A 20541-nucleotide genomic window follows, 5' to 3' on the forward strand; every position below is an offset into this window, starting at 1 on the left:
TTCAGATAATTACTGGAGAAGGAACTTTACGGTTAATTTTTCCATTCCACAGAGAAACAGATTTATATATATGAAGGATTGATTATGTGTTCATGGATAATTCAGCCTGCAAACGCATGGATAAGAACCAGATTGAAAATCTCACAATCCCAGCACCTGAAACAGTTACCCGTATGTCCGCCATATTCCAGGCACTGCAATCACCTGCACGCCTGAATATCCTGTTCCTGCTCAAAGAAAGGGATATGTGCGTATGTGAGCTCAGTGAAGCACTTGAAGCCTCACAGTCTGCAATATCCCACAATCTGCGGATACTACGCCAGCTAGACCTTGTGAGGGTCAGGAAGGAGGGGCGGTTTGCGGTCTACTACATTGCAGATGAACATGTCAGGCTGCTGATCGAAACATGCAGACAGCATATTATTGAGGAATACCGATGAGCATTGCACAAAACGTTATGGAAATTCTGGCCGGAATAATACACGAGACCTGGTACCTTTTCGAAGAGGCTGCACCCTATCTTTTCCTGGGTTTTGGAATTGCGGGACTGCTGGAACTTGTGGTTTCCAATGATAAGATTATCGGACATCTCGGAAGAGGGGCCGGAAAATTCAGTTCGGTCCTCAAAGCTTCTATTGCCGGCATTCCCCTGCCCCTATGTTCCTGCGGTGTGATACCTGCGGCAATGTCCCTGAAAAAAAGAGGAGCAAACAATGGTGCCACCCTGTCCTTTTTGATATCGACGCCCCAGACCGGAGCTGACTCAATCGCAATCACCTATGCCCTGCTTGATCCCGTTATGACAGTATTCAGACCTGTTGCTACCTTCATAACCGCATTGGGAGCAGGAATTACAAGCAATATTATGGAAAAGGACGTGACAAATACACTCTCAAACCCCACTATGCTTTCAAAAAAGGAAGAGGCAACAAATCCGGGTTGTGATTGCGGCGGTGATGATTGCGGCCAAGCAGGCCTGAAAGAGCGAGCCATTGATGCCATAAAATATGCTTACGTGGAACTGCTGGGAGATATTGCAAAGTGGCTTGTTGTGGGGCTGCTGATAGCAGGAGTGATTTCCTATATTGTCCCGGCGGAAATTGTGGGAGGCTACCTTGGAGGCGGGATCGGTTCGATGATCCTGATGCTGTTTGTAGGGATTCCCCTCTACATCTGCGCCACCGCTTCCACGCCCCTGGCAGCCGCCCTTATCGCCAAAGGGATGAGCCCGGGTACCGCATTTGTGTTCCTGCTTGCAGGACCGGCCACCAATGCTGCAACCATTACAATGGTTACGAAGTTTATGGGCAAAAAGGCTGTTACCATTTATCTTGCAATGATAGCCCTCTTTGCGCTGGTATTTGGGATGTTGCTCGACCTCATATACATTAGAATGGGAATTGAGGCAACGACCATTGCGGGAAGTGCAAGTGACCTGCTGCCTGCAGAAGTGAAAACATTCTTTGCGTTGCTCCTGGCAATAATGATCACCTATTCCCTGATACAGAGAAGGGAAACTGATGAATGCCAGGATTGCTCCTGAAACGGCGAAGTAATTATAAAGCATCTTAACCCAATCTTAAAATGGGGGTTTGTATGGATAAAGAGGATAAAGCAATCGAATCCAAATTGTCCGCCAATGGAAAAACGTTGCTGGAAAAACGCTACCTTTTAAGGGATGCAAAGGGGAAAGTCGCAGAAAAGCCCGACGAGTTGTTCCGCAGAGTTGCAAAGGCTATTGCCAGAGTCGACAGCAGCTACGGATACAGTGTGGAAAAAACTGAAGATAATTTTTATCAGGTAATGGCAGACCTGGAGTTTCTTCCCAATTCCCCAACCCTCATGAACGCAGGCACCGAACTGGGGCAATTGAGTGCGTGTTTTGTGCTGCCTGTGGAAGATTCCCTGAAAAGTATCTTCAAGTCCCTGCAGGATATGAGCCTCATCCACCAATCCGGCGGTGGCACAGGATTTTCCTTTTCAGACCTGCGACCGGAGGGAGATCCTGTGCGCTCCACAGAAGGCGTTGCTTCCGGACCCCTTTCCTTTATGACGATCTTTGATAAGGCAACGGATGTGATCAAGCAGGGCGGCAGGCGCAGGGGAGCCAATATGGGAGTACTGAGAGTTGACCATCCGGATATTTGCAAGTTCATCGGGGCCAAGGAAAAGGAGGATATGCTGCGCAATTTCAATCTCTCGGTGGGTGTGACGGATGAATTTATGGAGGCTGTCAGCCAGGACAGGGATTATGCCCTTGTAAATCCCCGAACCGGTAAAGTTGAGAAGAGATTAAAGGCACGGGATGTGTTTGACCGGATAATGACGTGTGCCTGCCAGACCGGAGATCCCGGCCTGCTTTTCCTGGATGAGATCAACCGCAAACATCCCCTGAGTGCAATCGGCACAATCGAGAGTACAAATCCCTGCGGAGAGGTTCCTCTTTTGCCCTATGAATCCTGCAACCTCGGCTCGATCAACCTGGCGCGGATGGTTAAGGAAGGGGCAATCGACTGGCAGAAATTGCAGAAAACTGTCCATACAGGAGTACATTTCCTGGATAATGTGATCGATGCCAACAAATATCCTCTCCCGCAAATCGAGCAGAGGACAAAACAAAACCGCAAGATCGGCCTGGGTGTTATGGGATTTGCCGCCATGCTGGCACGCCTGGGCATTCCCTATGATTGCGAGGAAGGAATCACAACAGCGGAAGAAGTGATGAAGTTCATCCGGCAAGAAGCCGTGCAAAAATCTGTGGAACTCGGTGAGCAGCGGGGCAGTTTCCCGAATTTGCCCAGGAGTACTCTTGCAAGGGATTATCCTGCAATGCGCAATGCAACGGTGAATACCGTGGCCCCCACAGGCAGCCTGAGCATAATTGCAAATACCACTTCAGGAATTGAACCGATGTTTGCCCTCACCTACAGGCGCAATGTGATGGGAACCCGGCTGACAGAGATCGATCCTGTTTTTGAGGAGATGGCAAGGAAACATGGGTTCTACAGCACACAGCTGATGGAGGAAGTTGCCGAAACCGGATCCCTGCAGAACAGTCCGAATATACCGGAAAATACCAGACGGGTCTTTGCCACCGCCCTGGAGATCCAACCTCAATGGCATGTGAGGATGCAGGCGGCTTTCCAGAAGCATGTGGATAATGCTGTTGCCAAGACCGTGAACCTGCCTCATGAGGCTACGGAGGAGGCTTTCCGGGAGATCTACATGCTGGCCTACCGGTTGAAGTGTAAGGGAATTGCTGCTTACCGTTATGGAAGCAAGGCAGAGCAGGTGCTGGAGATCGGGGGGACCGGGAAGAAAAGGGATGATAGCACTGCAACGGTAAAGGCCTGTACGAAAAACGGATGTGAGTGAGGTAAATTGTGATTGTCCGGTTTTGAGGAGTCGAATACTGCCGGATGCATAAATCACCCAGAAATATTCCAGTAATTTTTGATGCATACTTGAGAATAAAATGTACCACTGGTATGAGATCCGTTTTTTTTCAGGGCATGACATATGCCATGCATTCAGGTTGTGTCATTCTTGAAGTTAAATCGAAAGATGTGATCCTCCAGCTACAGACATAACTGAATCGATAAATTTTAATTAATCTTTTGACATGCCATTCAATTATAGATATAATGGGAGTTCCAGATCTTAAATCTGGAACAAAATATATTCACTCCCTTTGTGTTTATTTTAGCCAAAATTACATTGGGACTTTTCTTATATAAATAATACATTAGTGAAAGTTAGAAGAAAGAGTTTCTACAGAGACCGAAATCTTTCTATTCATACGTATCCTTTTCTATCATAAACAAAAAAGAGAAGTTTAATCTATCCGTAATTCCAGCGAAAAACACAAAAGAAAAAACTGGTTACCTTGATTATTTTATTGATATCATATTTAAACTCAAATCCCCTTACTGAGTAAGTAAACTGGCTGATGAAAATACGCTAGGTGTATCACCATTCTTTTGGAATACCTATTATAGTTTGTATTCGTCCTTTCAATATCTACAATCTCCAACATGATTTCCTCTAACCCTTCTTTGGGGCTAATCTCAAAATTCATAGAAAGTATAAAGGCCAAACAATCCCCGACCACTTTAGGGGATAGAAAACAGACAAGTGATTTCATATCAGTATATGATATTTTGGAACTGATTGACCTAGTAATCCAAAAAAGAAAGTTATAATCAGTGCTTAATACATATACAGGAGTAAAATCATCTAGCAATACTTTAGAATAATGGATTTTTTTGGAAGCAATCTGGGTATTAAGTATGAAGATGCAATGGCAGACGATATATTTTAGTGTATCTGATATTTTTGTTGCAAATATTTTAGGATTTGGCCTGATGTAGAGCCTAAAGAAAGATTGAATCAATTCCTTCCATATTCATCGTCAAACCTGACAATATCATCCTCTGCCACATATTCTCCCAGCTGTACCTCAATGATTTCAAGTGGGATAGTACTAGGATTGCCCAGCCTGTGCTTCTCTCCTGCACGGATAAAGGTACTCTCGCCTGGCCTGACAAAGAATTCTTCGCCGTTTACATGGACCTCTGCCATACCTGTCACAACCACCCAGTGCTCACTCCTGTGATAATGTAACTGGAGACTGAGTTTTTGCTCAGGCAAAACCCGTATCTTTTTGATTACATGAGCATCAGACCATTCAAGCACAGTATAAGACCCCCATGGCCGGTAGACAGTCTGGCCGATGCTGGCTCTGGGATCGTTTCTGGATTTCAGCTGGTTAACTACCTGCTTGACCTTATGGCTGCTGTTTCTGGGACAGATGAGAAGGGCATCAGGAGTGTCCACCACTGCCATGTCATTTGTGTCTATGAGGCTTACCATTTTGCCAGGTTTTGAGTGGATAAGGTTATTACTGGAATTCAGGTTCATCTGGTCACAGTCATTAATCACGTTACCCTCCTGGTCCTTTAGCATTTCTTCATAGATGGCAGAGAAATTACCCAGATCACTCCACTTTGCATCAAGCTGGACCACGACCACGTTGTCGGATTTTTCCATTATGCCGTAATCCACCGACTTCGAAGGAAGATTGTTGTATGTTTCCTGCATGTTTGCCGAGGAATTAAAAGCGTTATAAAACTCTGGAGCATGTTTCTTGATCTCTGTGAAAAAAGTTTCAGTATTAAGAAGGAACATCCCGCTATTCCAGAGACAACCTTCTGCAATGTAATGTTCTGCAGTCTCAACATCCGGCTTTTCCCTGAACTCAGAGACCCTGAAGCCCATATTGATCTGTTCTGCAGGTTTGATATAACCATAACCGGTGTTAGGCGATGTGGGAGTTACACCGAAGGTTACCAGATGGTTTTCTGCGAGTATTTCTGCCTCTGCAATAATCTGCATTGCAGAGGAAGCCATTACATGGTCCGATGAAAAGACCCCTACAGTGGATTTGCCATATTTTTTCTCGATCACCTTCATCCCAAAACAGATGGCTGGCAGGGTATTTTTGCCTTCAGGCTCGATCAGAAGATTTTCCTCCGGCAGATCGTATCCCAATTCCTGGATATGACCCTTGATGTAAAACTGCTGAGTTGAATTGGTGACCACGAAAATTTCAGAAATATCCGATATCTCAAGACAGCGCAATACAGTGTCCTGGAACAGGGAATGTTTTCCAAACTTCAAGAACTGTTTGGGATACTGCGAGCGGCTCAGGGGCCAGAGACGTGTGCCAGTTCCACCGGCAAGGATTATCGATTTCATATTATAATCACTGGAGATTCTACTTACTTTGATTGATTTATGGTATTTTGCATTGTGTATTTATATATTATGTTAATTCACAGCAACTCCCGCACAGCATTCCTCACACTCTCTTGAGAAGTACATCGGGCATTCCAACCAATCTCCCTCAACTTCGCCACATCCAGTCTCATTTTCGGCACATCACCTTTCCAGCCACGTGAACCACCTGTATAAGTGAATTCAACGTCCTGCAGACCCATCTCTTCAGCCACAACTTCACCTATCTCTGTAGCACTGAGGGTGTCCTCTGAACCGATGTTGAAGATATTCACTGTGTTTCTGGAATGCTCAACTGCAAAGAGAATGGCCTTGACACATTCTGGAACGTGGAGGTAGGATTTGGATTGTTTACCGTCTCCCAGAATTTCAAGGGATTTTGGATTGGCGCGAAGTTTGTTGATAAAATCAAAGATTATGCCGTGATTACTTCGGCTTCCTATGATATTGGCAAAACGGAATATCCAGCAGTTCATGTCAAAAGTATGGGAATATGAAGTAATCAGAGCCTCACAGGCCAGTTTGGAGGCACCGTAGAGGGAAATCGGGACAAGTGGGCCGTAATCTTCCGGGGTTGGTATTACTGTTGCTTCACCATAGACTGTGGAGGTTGATGTGAAGGCAAGATTTGGCACTTCGTTTTTGCGCATGGCCTCCAGCAAGTTGTAGGTAGCCCTGATGTTCTGGTCGAAATGTACCTTTGTATTTTCCACACCCAGCCGGACATCGGGGTTTGCAGCAGCATGATAGACCATATCAATGCCACAGCAGGCTTTGTTGATAGCGGGTTCATCTAGCAGGTCGGCTTCCAGAAATGTGAAATTTGGTTTGTCTAGATGGGGTTCGATATATTTCTTGTTCCCTGAACTCAGGTTATCAAAAACTGTGACTTCATAACCTTCAGACAACAGGCGATCTACCAGATGGCTGCCGATAAAACCTGCACCACCTGTTACCAGTATCTTTTGTATTGCTTTTTCTGACATGGACCGACCCTGCGGATAATGCTAATGTTTTTGCTGCAAAATGATTTGATCATTGATATTATTTTTACTATAAGAGATGATCGGAGTGGAATTGCCTGGTAGAATAATTGCAGTAATTCAATGATATATTCAAAAACTGAATAATTTCGAAGTTAGTCAAAAATACGAATTGTCAAAAGTAACTTCAACTCATCGAGCAGGAGTTCCTTTCCGTAAGGTAGGAGAGGAATGCGCCTGATATTCAGAAAAGTAATTTTTTATAATAAGTAAGTGAATATAGTAGTGTATGTTTCTTACTAAAACAGTTATCCTGAAAATGGCAAATCCTGATAATGATTTGGTGGAAACTATGCAGAAATATTCGGATGGAATGAATTATGCTTCCAAATTTGTTTTTGACAAAGGTAAACCGATTCCAGCAATGAAATTACAGAAGTTTACTTCTATCTTCGTGAAATATTAAAATTAAAATCCCAGATGAGTTGTAATATCCCACGACAAGTTGCAGGATGTTACAAAACATTACATAAACAGAAAAGGGCAAAAAGTAGAGTTTTCGCCGTCATCAATGACTTTTTCTTACAAAAGAGATTTTACTGTTAGTGAAGATACGGTCAAAATAACCACTATTAATGGAAGAAAATCTTATTCCATTTTGAATTATGATTACGCTAAACAGTATTTTGATGGTTCATGGAAATATCAGGCATCCAAAGTTGTAAAACATAAAGACGGAGATTATTATTTCCATTTATGTGTGGAGAAAGAAGTTCCTGATAAACAAATAACAGATGCTTCTACTTTCATGGGTATAGATGTTGGTATGAGAACAATGCCGATCTGATAGATGCAATGAATATTGAACACAGAACACGGGATTACAGGTATATCCTGGAATCTCAGGGGTGCTTGTCAGCCACCCGGACGAATGCTTAATTGACATTCAAGCCCCTTGCCGTAAGGGAGGGTATGGCTCTGTAGAAATCCTCGAAATTCCAGGAAATATTGAAACTAACAATAATTCTGAAATTACCAGATGTCTTTAGATATATTGTTACTAAGTTTACGTGTATTATCTCTGGGTAACTGAATTCATCTTTTTGCGTTCATAAAAAAATATTTAAACCAACATATTCATTAACAATCCACATGCCCAAATTGTCCGTTGTGATGCCTTCCATGAATGAGGAAAAGACCATTGGGATCTGCATCACAAAAGCGAAGAAGGTTTTTGAAAAATGCAACCTTGAGGGGGAGATTATCGTGGTTGACAACTCTTCTGATATGACTCCTGAGATTGCTGCATCCATGGGTGCCCGGGTCATTTCAGGCAAGGAAGGCTATGGAAATGCCTATATGGCGGGCCTCTCAAGCACAACAGGTGATTATATTGCGATTGCGGATTCCGATAATACCTACGATCTGGAAGAATTAACCGGATTTATGAAGTATTTGATCAATGGAGAGGCGGATTTTGTTATTGGAAGCAGGTTGAGAGGTAATATTCAAAAGGGGGCCATGCCGTGGCTCCACCAGTATATTGGGAATCCTTTGCTGACCCGGATGTTGAATTTATTGTTTAAAACAGATATATCGGATGCACATTGCGGAATGCGGGCATTTACAAGGGAAGCCCTTGATAAGATGAAACTCAAGACCCATGGCATGGAGTTTGCCTCGGAGATGGTCATAGAGGCGTCCTATAATGACCTGAGGATCAAAGAGGTACCTATCAGCTATCATGTACGTTATGCCCCGTCCAAACTCCGGTCGCTGCAGGACGGCTGGCGGCATGTAAGATTCATGATGCTGTATCAACCTCTGAAATTTATGTTTGTGCCGGGCTTTCTTGTATTTCTGGTAGGCTTTTTACTTACTGCTCTTTCTCTCCTGCAGGGTAATGTAGTGGAAACACGACTGCATTCTTTTATTCTGGGAGGTATGTTGCTTATTGTGGGCGGACAGATACTCGCCACTGGCTCCTATATGAAGGCCTATGGTCTTATTCATGGCATATACCATAAAAAGAATGACGTATTCAGGAAGATGTTAAGTTACCACTCTCTGGAAAAGGAGCTGTTCATAGGCTCCGGTTTGCTGATACTGAGCTTTATATTGGGCCTTTGGATTGTGTATACCTGGGCAAGCACTGGCTATGGGTCCCTGTCAGAGGTCGAAATCGCTATTGTGGTAATGGTACTTGCCGCACTGGGACTGCAGATGATCTTTGGTTCCATTTTCCTGAGTGTAATGCTTCTTGGTACCGATATTGATAGGTGATTTCTTGAAGGTCGCTTTTGTCTATGATGCGATATACCCCTGGGTCAAAGGGGGTGCTGAAAAGCGCATTTATGAGATCGGAAAACGCCTTGCTGAACGTGGAGACGAAGTCCATCTTTTTGGGGTCAAATGGTGGGAAGGCGAGAATATTATTGAATACGAGGGTATGACCCTCCATGGCGTATGTGCGGCCAGGGAACTGTATATCAATGGAAAGCGGTCGATCTCTGAGGCCCTGATTTTTTCAGTGAAACTCTTCAAGCCTTTATTAAAAGAGAAATTTGATGTTATTGATGTAAGTGTCTTCCCGTATTTTTCCTGCTTCACCGTAAGGACAGTATCTGTTCTCAGAAAAACCCCGGCCTTTTTCACATGGCATGAGGTCTGGGATGACTACTGGTATGAGTATATGGGGAGGAGGGGATTTTTTGGGAAAATTATAGAGAGGATTGTTGCGAAAATATCATCAGAAAATATTGCTGTTTCAGAGTGGACAAAAAAACAACTCATCTCTATTGGAACGGACCCGGAAAAGATACAGGTTGTTCCGAACGGAATCAATCTCCAGAAAATAACAGGTATAAAACCTGCAAACAAAACTTGCGACATAATTTTTGCAGGCAGGCTCATAAAAGAGAAAAATATCGATGTTCTATTAAATGCAGTGGCCAGATTAAAAGCCAACCTCCCGCAACTTAAATGCTGCATCATCGGAGATGGGCCTGAAAAGGACAGGCTGTTAAAACTCTCCCAGGAACTTGAAATAGCCGATAATGTTGAGTTTGCCGGGTTCCTGAAATATGATGCCCTCATTGCCCGGATCAAATCTTCCAGAGTATTTGTCCTACCTTCAAGCCGTGAAGGTTTCGGAATAATCGTAATAGAAGCATTCGCATGCGGGGTTCCTGTTATCACTGTTAGTGAAAAGAGAAATGCAGCACAGGACCTGATTGATGAAGGTGTTAATGGATTTGTTGTAGAACTTGATTCTGATCAGATCGATTCTGTTTTAAAGAAGATACTATTAGATGATTCATTCCAAAAAATGTGTGTAGAAAATACAGTTCAAAAGGCCGGGAAATATGAATGGGACATTGTATACGAAAAACTTATTTTACTATATGAATGATATATAATTTTTTTGAGAAATAAGAAATACTGGAAATATTACTCCATCTTATGTGAAATTACTCCAGTATTCTCAAATATTAAACTACCTACCACATCAAATTTATAATTAATCAACCAACTTTTTTTCCATAAATAAAATGATAGAAGTCCAAATTACATTTCCCTGCTTAAGTACAATATGCGGACTTATGTTAAGATTCTTTTCTAAATCTAAGTCAATAGGATTTAAGAGAAGAGATTTAGATATCCTGAAATCAATATCTCCTCCAACTAGTTTAAAGTCAGTTGATTGAAGAATATATTTTTTCAATTCATTGAAAGTAAAATATTCTGGATGGTGAGCATTATTGAGAATCAATTCGGTTGCCAAACATAAAATACCATTCGGTTTCAAAACACGGAACATTTCTGACATGGCTTTTATAATGTTATCCCTACTACCAAAATGCTCAATAGATGAAAGTGAAAATGCAAAATCAAAAGTATTATTATTAAATTCTAAATTTGTTCCATCCATTTGTGAAACTTTGAGATTATCTCTTAAATAAGGGAATGGTGCAAAATTTGACGGTGTAGTCAACATACTTGGATCACCTTCATTCGAAGGACTGTTATACAAATCAGTTGCAACCATCTTTTCAATTTTGTTTGCAAAATAAAACAATGGTCTTTCATAACCTGCACCTACCGCTATTGCATGACTTTCTGAGGTTACAACTCCAAGGGATTCAAGTCCATATATACACATAGCATATTCCCAAGATTTTCTATGGATGTAACTACCTTCCTTTAAATCACTCATAATCTGACTTAATGCACCCCCTACTTCCCAATCCCCAATATCACAAAGACGATTTAATGACCTTCTTTCAACAAGTCGCATATTAATATCGTTTTCCACTTGAATAGGACTTGAAATTTTAGATGCAATATCTAAATATTCTTTCATAGAATTCCTCTTTTTCTGCAAATTGAATTATATATATTCAGTGAACTCATTACCATAATATCTTTCGCATATTTTTTTTTCATCCGCATTATAGCCAATTCCCCTAAAATCTTTCTTTTCTCTTCATCGACAAGTAACTCTAAGATTGCATCAGCAAGTGATGAGGCATCATCAGGAGGAACAATAATCCCTGTTTCGCCATCAACAATAATCTCCGGTACACCACCAACATCACATCCAATTACAGGCTTTCCCCACGCCATCGCTTCTAAGTATATAAGTCCAAATGACTCATAAAGAGAAGGAGCTACGAAGATATTGCATTTTCTATAATAGTTTTCAAGATCATCATTAGAAACATATCCAATAAAATATACATATTTATGATATTTTTTATCGAGAATGTTTAATAGATGTTTTTTATATGAACCATTAAATGATGCTGTTTTTGTATCACTACCCACGATAGTGAACCGAACATTCGTAATCCGCCTGACTACAGCAGGAATCGCTCTAAATAATGTATCAATTCCCTTTCTTTTCTCAAGACGACCAACAAACAACACTTCAAGAATATCGTTATCTTGATCGTCAAAAGCCTGACTTTCAATAGGAAGGTCGATTCCAAGAGGAGAGACATCGATATTATTTTCGGAGACGTTGTGATGATCACAAATTAGCTTTCCAATGGCACTACTGATTGCGATAACTCGATCAGCACGCCTTACAGCTTCTCCTTCCATCCAATTTGCCAACTTAAAATCTTTATTTACATCCCATTTTTGGATTTCGCTTACTTTGAATAATGGAGTTTCAACTCGAACAACTAACGGAATGTTCTTTATAAGAGAGAAAACGAACCCTTCTGCATCCCACAAGGGAGCTTCAACAACCTGAATATTTTTGGTTTCAATCAAATTATTCAATTTTAGACATACTTCATAGCTGTAGGAAATGTTTTTGTGAGAGATGTCCATCTCAGGTGACAAAGGTAAAAAATCTATTTTTTGAGGATTAATTTTGTGTACAAAGACATTTTCATCCATATAATCATATTCCCTATCATTTTCAGATTTGGAAATTATATGCACTTCGTTGCCCAGGTCAGCGAGTCCATGTGCTAAATCATGTGTATATCGACATATTCCTCCATTACAATTTTTAGAGTATTCTTGGCTTAACAATGCGATATTGAGCTTATTACTCAACCCATTTGCTTCAATATTAATAGGATATTCAGTTATAGAATGTTTTTTTGATTTCTTTTCATTTTCTATGTTAAAATCGAGATATGAAATATCCTTATTTTTATCAAATAAATTCAAACTCAAACCATCTTTATAACCTCGAAACGCACCCTTTAATATTTGTTGATAAATATTTAATATAGAACCTAAAGTAAGTTCATTGTTAAAGAATGGTGTAACAAAATATATTATCCAACAATATAAAGAATAAACAGGTCGTGTTGTATAAGAAGAAAGCGTGTTACCAAAATTTTTCATTGTGTAATAAATAACATTTTTTATTATTTCAGCCCAGTTTAGATCATAAGGTGACTTTCTATTATGACCTTCCACCATATCATGTATCACAAAAGATTCTCTTTGATACACAATTTGATAGCCTTTATTAATTACCCGTGTACAAAGGTCACTTTCATCATGATAATATTTAAAGTATGGATCGAATCCACCAATTTCATATAATACACTTTTTTTAAATGAACAATTAGTTCCCATAAGTATTTGGAACTCACCTTTTCTTAACTTTTTAGTATCATCTCTGACTGCATTAGGTATCCCACATTTATTGATAACACCATTAGCAAATTGAATATGTGACTTTTGAGGACCATAAACAAGACCTCCAACTCCTCCTACAGAATCATTAGTATATTTGTCAACTAAATATTTCAACCAATTTTCATCAGCTGTTGCATCGTCATCAATAAATGCAATAATATCACCTTTAGAGTAACTTATACCCAAATTTCTTGCATAAGATAATCCATTTAACTTTTCTTGTCTAATTACCAGAACATCTTTAAATTTATTCAAAATACAATCTGTATCATCAGTTGAGGGTCCATTTACAACAATAATTTCTCTATTCTGATATGTTTGCTTATATAATGATTTAATACATCCATCTAAATAGTTACTACGATTATAAGTACAAACAACAATAGAAACAAACGGATATTGCATTTCATAACACCATATTTGATATCATTGAATTAATTTTTATTATTCAAACCTTCAATAATCTTAATCAACTTCTTGCCAGTTTTCTCTTTATCAAAAGCCATTAGTCTTTCATTTTGTTTTTGTATTATTCTTCCACGAATAACCTTTTCTTCAATTAAAAGATTAATTAATTCTGCTATTTTATTATATTGTTTTTTATTAACCAAAATTCCAGAATTATCTAATGTATAGGGAACCCCAGTGGAATTGTAAGCGATAATGGGAATCTCAAAATACATTGCTTCTAAAAGAGGAACACAAAATCCTTCATGTTCACTCATACACAAAAAGAGATGTGCTTTTTTATAATATTCTACAAGATCCTCATCTGTTACCATTCCAGTAAATATAATATGATCTCTAAGTCCTAATGTATCGATTAGATTCCTTAGATATTCTGAATAGCTGGATATTTGTTCGTTTCCAACAAGATATAATACTGAATTTGAATTTATGTAACGCTGATAATAATAAAATGTTTTAATAATATCTTCATGTTTCTTGTTTGGTGAAATTCTACCTACAAATATAATGTTAATTGTAGAATCAATATAAGATCTTTTTTTAAGGTTTTTTTCATTATGTGATTCAAATTTGTTTATATTGATTAATATGGGTAAAACATCGGTATTTTTAAAGCCATAATTTTCAAGACATAGGCGATTATATTCAGAGACTCCAACTCCAACTTGGAAATGTCTGAACAAATCTTTAAGTTCGTCTAAGCCTTTCGCACAACTATAGCTTAATGTTTCACAAAGTCCATCGAAGAATTTGGGAGGAGTTATGTTATGATAGAGTAATATTTTTTTGTCAGGCAATTTTTTAACAAAATCGGTCACATCCTCACTATATAATGAAAAATGATAAATCAAAATGTTTTGATCGTTTCCATGGTATTTATCTATCGATTTTGTATATTTTGACACTTTAGGATGTGTATGTTTTGCATAAATATTGGAATCAAATCCTTGCTTTCGCAAGAATTTCATGATTTCAATTGCATCATTACTCACCGCATCATGGCAACTCAAAGCTGGTAAGACCTGATTAATCTGCATAGATATTCACTTTTTTCCAATGACTAAATAATCCCTGTACCCAAACAAAAAATTATTTAAAAAATTTATATTGAAATTTAAAGTTTCCAAAATTTCATTATTTATTTGCTCGTTTGGAATATTACTGGGGTCGATTCTTTTTAATTTGCTTTCATCCGGTACCGGCTGATAAAAATTCTCTTGAATCTCTCTAAAACCACATGACTTTAATAAAAATTTAATTACCTCTGGATGAATATAGGTTTCATGAGTAGGATCCATGTTAAACAAATTCGTTGAGACTAAAACACTCAATATATTTGGCATAGACATCGCAATATATGATCCAAATTGCAATTTTTCATAACATAATTTTAATATTTGAAATAGTTCATTAATGTTTAAGTGTTCAACAACTTGTCCCATAAATATACCATCTATTGATTTATCATCAATAGTCATTAAATGACTCAATGCATCAATATTTTGAATACTTAACCCTAATTTTTCACAATATAGAACATAGTCCTCATTTATATCAATACCATAGCTTCCGACACCATTATTTTTGAGCAATTGTAAAAAATAACCTGTCCCCGATCCAATTTCTAATACATTATTGCAATTGTTAAAAAAAGGCAATAAGTCCTCATACATATTAGGGACATCAATAGGTTTTCCACCTTCTTTTGTCCATGCTTTGCTTACTTCTTCACTGAATGTAAAATAATTAATCGAACTTTCTTTTGATATTTCATCATCAAAATTAATAGGTTTATTATCTGAATTTCTTTTTTCCAAAATATTGGCAAGCCACGCTTTATTCTCGATGTCTGAGTTCATCGAAGAAATTACGGAACTAACCTGACTTTCAATCAAATCATTGATTTCAGATCTCAACTGATCGATCTTATCATCTATTTCGGGCCTCAACTGATCGATCTTACCATCTATTTCGGGCCTCAACTGCTCGATCTTACCATCAATCTCAGGTCTCAACTGCTCGATCTTATCATCAATCTCAGGTCTCAACTGCTCGATCTTACCATCAATCTCGGGTCTCAATTGCTCGATCTTATCATCAATCTCGGGTCTCAACTGCTCGATCTTATCATCAATCTCAGGTCTCAATTGCTCTATCTCATTACCTATAACATTTTCAAAAGCATTGATTTTCTCATTGACATTGTTGAGATAACGGGCAGTGCTTCCGTTGAATTCGGTCTGTTTCCAGATAATGGGATCGACATATCTTCTCACCTCACCATGAACAAGCTCTCGCCCTTTAACCAGAGGCTTCCCTACAACAGGCCGATGTGAACTGATGAAATAACTGTTGTTCTGGATATCCCAGTTTGCATTGATGTATTCAAGGTCTCGCTGAACATTTGTGCTACATTCAGGGCTATTCCCGGCAGGACCCATTTCTATCCCGTCTTGTGGATAAACACCAGCTTCCTTTCTCATGCGGATATTGTCTTTGATCTTTTTCATGATCTCTTCAACATCAATCTCATCATCGTGAATTTCAAATGTGTCCATTATCTCACTTCCATCATATCTTCCATTGACAGGGAATCTCAATAAGTCCTGCATCCATACTTGTCGGGATCACATCAAATGCATATTGCCTGTCATGCCAATCATACGTTTTTTGATCATGGGTATGTATTGCAACTGTCAGGAGGAACTGACCCGTAAGCATCGGGATCTTCTCAACCTCAAGATCGATATACCCCTCGCCATCTACATGATCGATTGATACTTTTCTTAACTCTGTGTTTGTACCGAACAAATGTTCCCCATTCTCTGAATAAAGTGAAATACCAAATACCGGATCCAGTACCTTCTTATGGGCATTATAAAATATTCTGATCACCATCGGATCAGACGAATTAAACCTGTTAGATGCATTCCCGAATTTGTCGTAAAACTTAACATCGGTAATCTCCACCTTCTTATTACTCTGGTGTGTACTTTCTTCGGAATTCTCTTCTGCAGGGGATGTATCTGCTTCTGTATCACTGCTAGACATGTTAGAAGCGTCTTCCCCATATACATACTGGTCTATCACTTTCTCAGTATCATCAAGAGCCACCTGTTCTCCGTGGTTGAGAAGCAATGTCCGGTCACAGAACCTGCGCACAGAACCCAGGTCATGGGAGACAAATACAATTGTAACTCCTTTTTCCCTGTACTGTTTTAGTACCTCCAGGCATTTCTGCTGGAATTCCATATCCCCTACAGCCAGGACCTCATCGAGCAGGAGGATCTCCGGGTCGTTCTGTATAGCGGTTGAGAAAGCCAGTCTTACCTGCATACCCGAGGAAAAATTCTTCAATTTCGTATCCCTGAATCTTTCAAGTCCTGCAAAATCCAGAACATCATCCAGTTTGCTCTCGATCTCTTTTTTTGGCATCCCCATAATTGTGGCATAGATCTTCACGTTCTCTGCCGCTGTAAGTTCAGGCTGGAAACCCACCCCCAACTCCAGGAAAGGTGTGACCTTTCTATTGACATTCACCTTCCCTCTGGTAGAATCCAGGATTTGGGCTATTAGTTTTAACAGAGTGCTTTTACCACTTCCATTTTCACCAATAATACCGATTGCTTCTCCGTCCTCAACTGTGAAATTGATATCCTTCAGCGCCTGAAATGTCTCATAGGGTGCAGGCTTGAAAACACCGGTCAATGCTTCGAATAAAGTGTTTCTTTTTTCATGGGGAATGCGAAATGATTTGTATAAATGTTCAACTTCAATTGCCGGCATTAAATCTCCTCTGCAAATCTTGGTTCCAGTCTATTAAAGATAGCATAACCCATAATGAGGAAAATTACTGATGAAATCAGCATGAATGTCAGATTCCCGACTGTAGCAGGCGATGAATATATGATGGTATGACGGGCTGATATTATCATTATTGCAACCGGGTTCAACAATACTATTTTCTGCAGGTATGCCGGGAATATATCTATAGTATAAAGGATAGGTGTCGCAAAAAATCCTGCCTGCAAAATGACCTGCCAGATGAACTGTACGTCCCTGTAGAAAACATTCAGTGCAGCAAGTGCCAGGGTCAGACCCAGAGATATAAAAAAGAGGAAAATCAGGATAAATGGTACATAAATTAAATTGGTAGATATCGGAACCCTGAAGATAGCCATAAATGAAATGAATATAAGGGATTCAAATATGCTCATTAGAAGGGCTGTTATACAGGAAGAAATTACAAAGATGTCTCTGGGAAAGTAGATCTTCTTAATCATATCCGCTTTCCCGACGATGGAATTCATCCCAATACTTGTCGCCCTGCTCAAAAAGTTCCAGAGAATTATACCAAGAAGCAGGAAAAGCTGGAAATACTCCACCTGCACCCTCATTAGATTGGAAAATACTACGTATAGAACTGTAAGCATCAGCATGGGTTCCAGAAGGGACCAGAAATATCCCAAAATTGAATTCTTGTATCTGAGCTTGAATTCGCTCCATGCCAGCTGCCAGATAAGTTCCCTGTAAGCGTAAAGATTATTCAGGTGCTTGAAGACCATTATTAATCACATTTTTAATCTGTTTTTCAAAGATTGATACATCGAACATTTTTGAACGCTCAATGCATGCATCCCGGTACATATCAGGTTCCTTCGATATGAGTTGTACAGCCTCTTTGATACTTCTATAATTTGCATCAACCAGTAGACCTGTATCCTCCGTTACCGTCTCCATAAAGCCTCCCTCATTTACTGCAACAACCGGCTTTCCACTTGCCATTGCTTCTACAGGGGTTAGTCCAAAATCTTCATCAATGGCAGTGCAAATGAAACCTCTGCATCTGGAATAGAGATCTCTAAGTTCATCATCCTTAATTTCCCCAATTATTTTAATATTTTCGGGAAGGTCATTATACAGGGTTCTGGCATAGCTTTCCGCATGATCCCCTTTTGCATACCCGCCTACAATTACAAGTTTTTCATCAGGCATTTTCCTAAAAGCCTCTATTTGTAAATCAATTCTTTTTTCAGGATACAATCTATTCACAGAAAGCCAGAAATCGCCATATTCCTCACACCTGAACATAGAAACATCAATTGGAGGATAAATTATCTCGGAATCTCTTTTATGATATTTCTTAATTCGCCTCTGGACATTCCCTGATATAGTAACTATATTGTCAATATCTTTCACAGAATGTTGATCCAGATGCCGGTGGCCATACACCCAGGCTCTGAATAATTGTCTTTTTACAAAATTCTGTCTTTGCAAAAAATTGTCATATAGATCGTAAAAGGCCCTGACAGGAGTATAGCAATACCACATATTCGGATGGTGCGTATGAGCTGCATAATGGCTCCAGTTACCGGTGAAAATCGAAAAATCATATTCTTCAGAAAAATCACTGAAATAGAATTTCCTGGTTGCAGATATCTGCTTTAATGGAGGGATTTTTCTGGTACTTCCCAGGGAGATTACATTCCCCTTTAAACCCAGTTTATCCACCGCGTCGGTGTCTGTAGTAATTACATCTGCATCAAATAAATCAGAGATAGTGGAAACAACCTTTTCCCCGCCTCCAATAGCTCCGAAATAATCATGAAATATTGCTATCTTCATGCTCTCTTCTTCTCATCCAGAAAATAGTTAAGTTGGTCTCTTATGATATCTTCAACACTGTATGTAGCCTTAAATCCAAGTTCCTGCACCTTTGTCGTATCAGCAAAGAGAATTGGAACTTCAGAAGGTCTGAATCTTTCCGGATTAAATTCAATAGGGACCCTCTTCTCACCGCAGTGAGCAATTATCCCTTTATCCTCAAGTAAGAATTCCAGTGAACCCTCAAGAAGCATTTTATCAACGTTGGTTTTCTCAAAGGCTACACCATAAAATTCAGAGTAATCCCGATCAATTGGATTATCAATAACTTTATTGTTATTCATACTTTCAATTCTGTCAACAGGCATACCTGCATTTTCAAGACTCAGGAGGATATAGGACAGCACAGATGTTGTGCGCATGGATCCCAGATTGTACACATCCCCATACTGGCCCTTGTCAGCAAGTACACAATAACCATTAATTATATCCATCACATGAGACCAATCACGAAATGCATTGACATTTCCGATGGTTATTTTGTCCAGATTTCCGGATTTTAATTCCGCTACCTGGTTTGTCACAACTGATGTAACAAACATGATACCCCTGCCTGCTCCTTCATGATTGAATGCTCTTGATACGACAGTGTTAAGACCATATGTATAATGATAATTCCTCATCAGATAATCACCATATACCTTGCTGACAGCATAGGGAGACATTGGACGAAGGGGGTTTGTTTCTTTTATGGGGACTTCAGGGATCTCAGGTTCCGGGAATATTTTGCCATATTTTTCTTTCATAAGGCTGTAATGTTCTTCTGAATTAAACACAAGGCCGTATTCCTCGGAGGATCCTGCAAAGACAATAGTAGGATTTACTCCTTTAATTCGCACTGCCTCTAATAAATTATGTGTACCAAGTGAATTAATCTGAGATGTTTCAATGGGGTGTGAAAATGATCGGGGTACAAAGGATTGAGCTGCCAGATGGAAGATCACATCCGGTTGTGAAACATCCAGAGCATGAGCTAATCCCGTGATATCCTCAAGGTTTCCTTCAACAAAATTAATTCCATTCTGGATATTTTTGTAGCTTATATTTTTTGGAATTGTACCGTCTGCTTTTCTTCTGATAAGCCCGTATACATTTGCCTCCTAATCAATAAGATACCGGGCCAGGTAAGAGCCCACAAAACCACTTACACCTGTAATCAACACATTCCGATTTTTCCATTTCATGAATTTTCTCCTTTAATATTTATGACCTCAATCCATTGATGATTCACTCAATTATTACCTTTTGATTGGGAACACATTACACACAATTGAATATTTTTTGTTATATAAATATATACTATTGGTTTCATAATCTCTCTTTAAACAGTACATTCACAGCCACCCACATTTATGCGAGAGAAATCCTGCACCATCATAATATTATTGTTTTTAGATCTGCATCCACTATTCAGATATACATACCTACATCAGGGAAGATAGAGAATGAAATTTTAGATATT

17 protein-coding genes and 1 pseudogene are annotated in these 20541 nt (G+C 39.4%); 8 read left to right on the plus strand and 10 right to left on the minus strand.

The window, feature by feature from the left end:
* Positions 1-92: 92 nt before the first annotated feature.
* From CI957_RS02080 to CI957_RS11195, 4 genes are all read left to right on the plus strand, one after another.
* Entirely contained in the window at positions 93-440 is a 348-nt protein-coding gene (locus CI957_RS02080) for a metalloregulator ArsR/SmtB family transcription factor (RefSeq protein WP_128754124.1), read from the plus strand.
* Positions 437-1543: an SO_0444 family Cu/Zn efflux transporter gene (locus CI957_RS02085; RefSeq protein ID WP_128754125.1), complete on the plus strand. Its 1107-nt coding sequence runs from the start codon at positions 437-439 to the stop codon at positions 1541-1543. The genes CI957_RS02080 and CI957_RS02085 overlap by 4 nt, the downstream gene beginning before the upstream one ends.
* A 53-nt stretch (positions 1544-1596) precedes the next feature.
* Complete coding sequence (locus CI957_RS02090; protein WP_241645819.1) at positions 1597-3375, plus strand: adenosylcobalamin-dependent ribonucleoside-diphosphate reductase; 1779 nt, start codon at positions 1597-1599, stop codon at positions 3373-3375.
* Positions 3376-4034: 659 nt separating this feature from the next.
* Positions 4035-4202, plus strand: a complete 168-nt coding sequence (locus CI957_RS11195; protein WP_123151386.1) for an NAD-dependent epimerase/dehydratase family protein — start codon at positions 4035-4037, stop codon at positions 4200-4202.
* A 187-nt stretch (positions 4203-4389) separates the two neighbouring features.
* On the opposite strand, the gene CI957_RS02100 is transcribed toward CI957_RS11195, so the two are convergent.
* Together CI957_RS02100 and CI957_RS02105 are read right to left on the minus strand one after the other, a co-directional pair.
* Complete coding sequence (locus tag CI957_RS02100; RefSeq protein ID WP_096712015.1) at positions 4390-5757, minus strand: mannose-1-phosphate guanylyltransferase/mannose-6-phosphate isomerase; 1368 nt, start codon at positions 5755-5757, stop codon at positions 4390-4392.
* A gap of 77 nt (positions 5758-5834) precedes the next feature.
* Complete coding sequence (locus CI957_RS02105; RefSeq protein ID WP_096712014.1) at positions 5835-6782, minus strand: NAD-dependent epimerase/dehydratase family protein; 948 nt, start codon at positions 6780-6782, stop codon at positions 5835-5837.
* Between the two features lie 286 nt (positions 6783-7068).
* On the opposite strand from CI957_RS02105, the gene CI957_RS10830 reads away from it, so the two are divergent.
* From CI957_RS10830 to CI957_RS02120, 4 genes are all read left to right on the plus strand, one after another.
* A complete protein-coding gene (locus CI957_RS10830; RefSeq protein WP_164909004.1) occupies positions 7069-7245 on the plus strand; it encodes a hypothetical protein in 177 nt (58 codons plus the stop codon).
* A 39-nt stretch (positions 7246-7284) separates the two neighbouring features.
* Positions 7285-7626 (plus strand): transposase, encoded by a 342-nt coding sequence (locus CI957_RS10835; protein ID WP_128754127.1) that lies wholly within the window; start codon positions 7285-7287, stop codon positions 7624-7626.
* Between the two features lie 305 nt (positions 7627-7931).
* Entirely contained in the window at positions 7932-9062 is a 1131-nt protein-coding gene (locus tag CI957_RS02115) for a glycosyltransferase family 2 protein (RefSeq protein WP_096712012.1), read from the plus strand.
* A gap of 4 nt (positions 9063-9066) precedes the next feature.
* Complete coding sequence (locus CI957_RS02120; protein WP_096712011.1) at positions 9067-10191, plus strand: glycosyltransferase family 4 protein; 1125 nt, start codon at positions 9067-9069, stop codon at positions 10189-10191.
* 108 nt (positions 10192-10299) lie between these two features.
* On the opposite strand, the gene CI957_RS02125 is transcribed toward CI957_RS02120, so the two are convergent.
* The 8 genes and pseudogenes from CI957_RS02125 to CI957_RS02160 form a co-directional block, all read right to left on the minus strand.
* Positions 10300-11142 (minus strand): class I SAM-dependent methyltransferase, encoded by an 843-nt coding sequence (locus tag CI957_RS02125; protein WP_096712010.1) that lies wholly within the window; start codon positions 11140-11142, stop codon positions 10300-10302.
* Positions 11139-13352: a glycosyltransferase gene (locus tag CI957_RS02130; protein ID WP_096712009.1), complete on the minus strand. Its 2214-nt coding sequence runs from the start codon at positions 13350-13352 to the stop codon at positions 11139-11141. Before CI957_RS02130 ends, CI957_RS02125 begins: the two co-directional genes overlap by 4 nt.
* 29 nt (positions 13353-13381) lie before the next feature.
* Entirely contained in the window at positions 13382-14452 is a 1071-nt protein-coding gene (locus CI957_RS02135; RefSeq protein ID WP_096712008.1) for a glycosyltransferase, read from the minus strand.
* Between the two features lie 6 nt (positions 14453-14458).
* Complete coding sequence (locus CI957_RS02140) at positions 14459-16015, minus strand: methionine biosynthesis protein MetW (RefSeq protein ID WP_165868981.1); 1557 nt, start codon at positions 16013-16015, stop codon at positions 14459-14461.
* Positions 15987-17201, minus strand: a complete 1215-nt coding sequence (locus CI957_RS02145) for an ABC transporter ATP-binding protein (RefSeq protein WP_096712006.1) — start codon at positions 17199-17201, stop codon at positions 15987-15989. The genes CI957_RS02140 and CI957_RS02145 overlap by 29 nt, the downstream gene beginning before the upstream one ends.
* Entirely contained in the window at positions 17201-17980 is a 780-nt protein-coding gene (locus tag CI957_RS02150; RefSeq protein WP_164909006.1) for an ABC transporter permease, read from the minus strand. The genes CI957_RS02145 and CI957_RS02150 overlap by 1 nt, the downstream gene beginning before the upstream one ends.
* On the minus strand, positions 17958-19040 hold the full coding sequence (locus tag CI957_RS02155; RefSeq protein ID WP_096712004.1) for a glycosyltransferase: 1083 nt from the start codon (positions 19038-19040) through the stop codon (positions 17958-17960). The genes CI957_RS02150 and CI957_RS02155 overlap by 23 nt, the downstream gene beginning before the upstream one ends.
* Positions 19037-20161: pseudogene (locus CI957_RS02160) on the minus strand (GDP-mannose 4,6-dehydratase); the annotation flags it as partial. The gene CI957_RS02155 and the pseudogene CI957_RS02160, both read right to left, overlap by 4 nt.
* Positions 20162-20541 lie beyond the last annotated feature (380 nt).

Source organism: Methanohalophilus sp. WG1-DM (assembly GCF_004104135.1).
Classification (GTDB): Archaea; Halobacteriota; Methanosarcinia; order Methanosarcinales; family Methanosarcinaceae; genus Methanohalophilus; species Methanohalophilus euhalobius.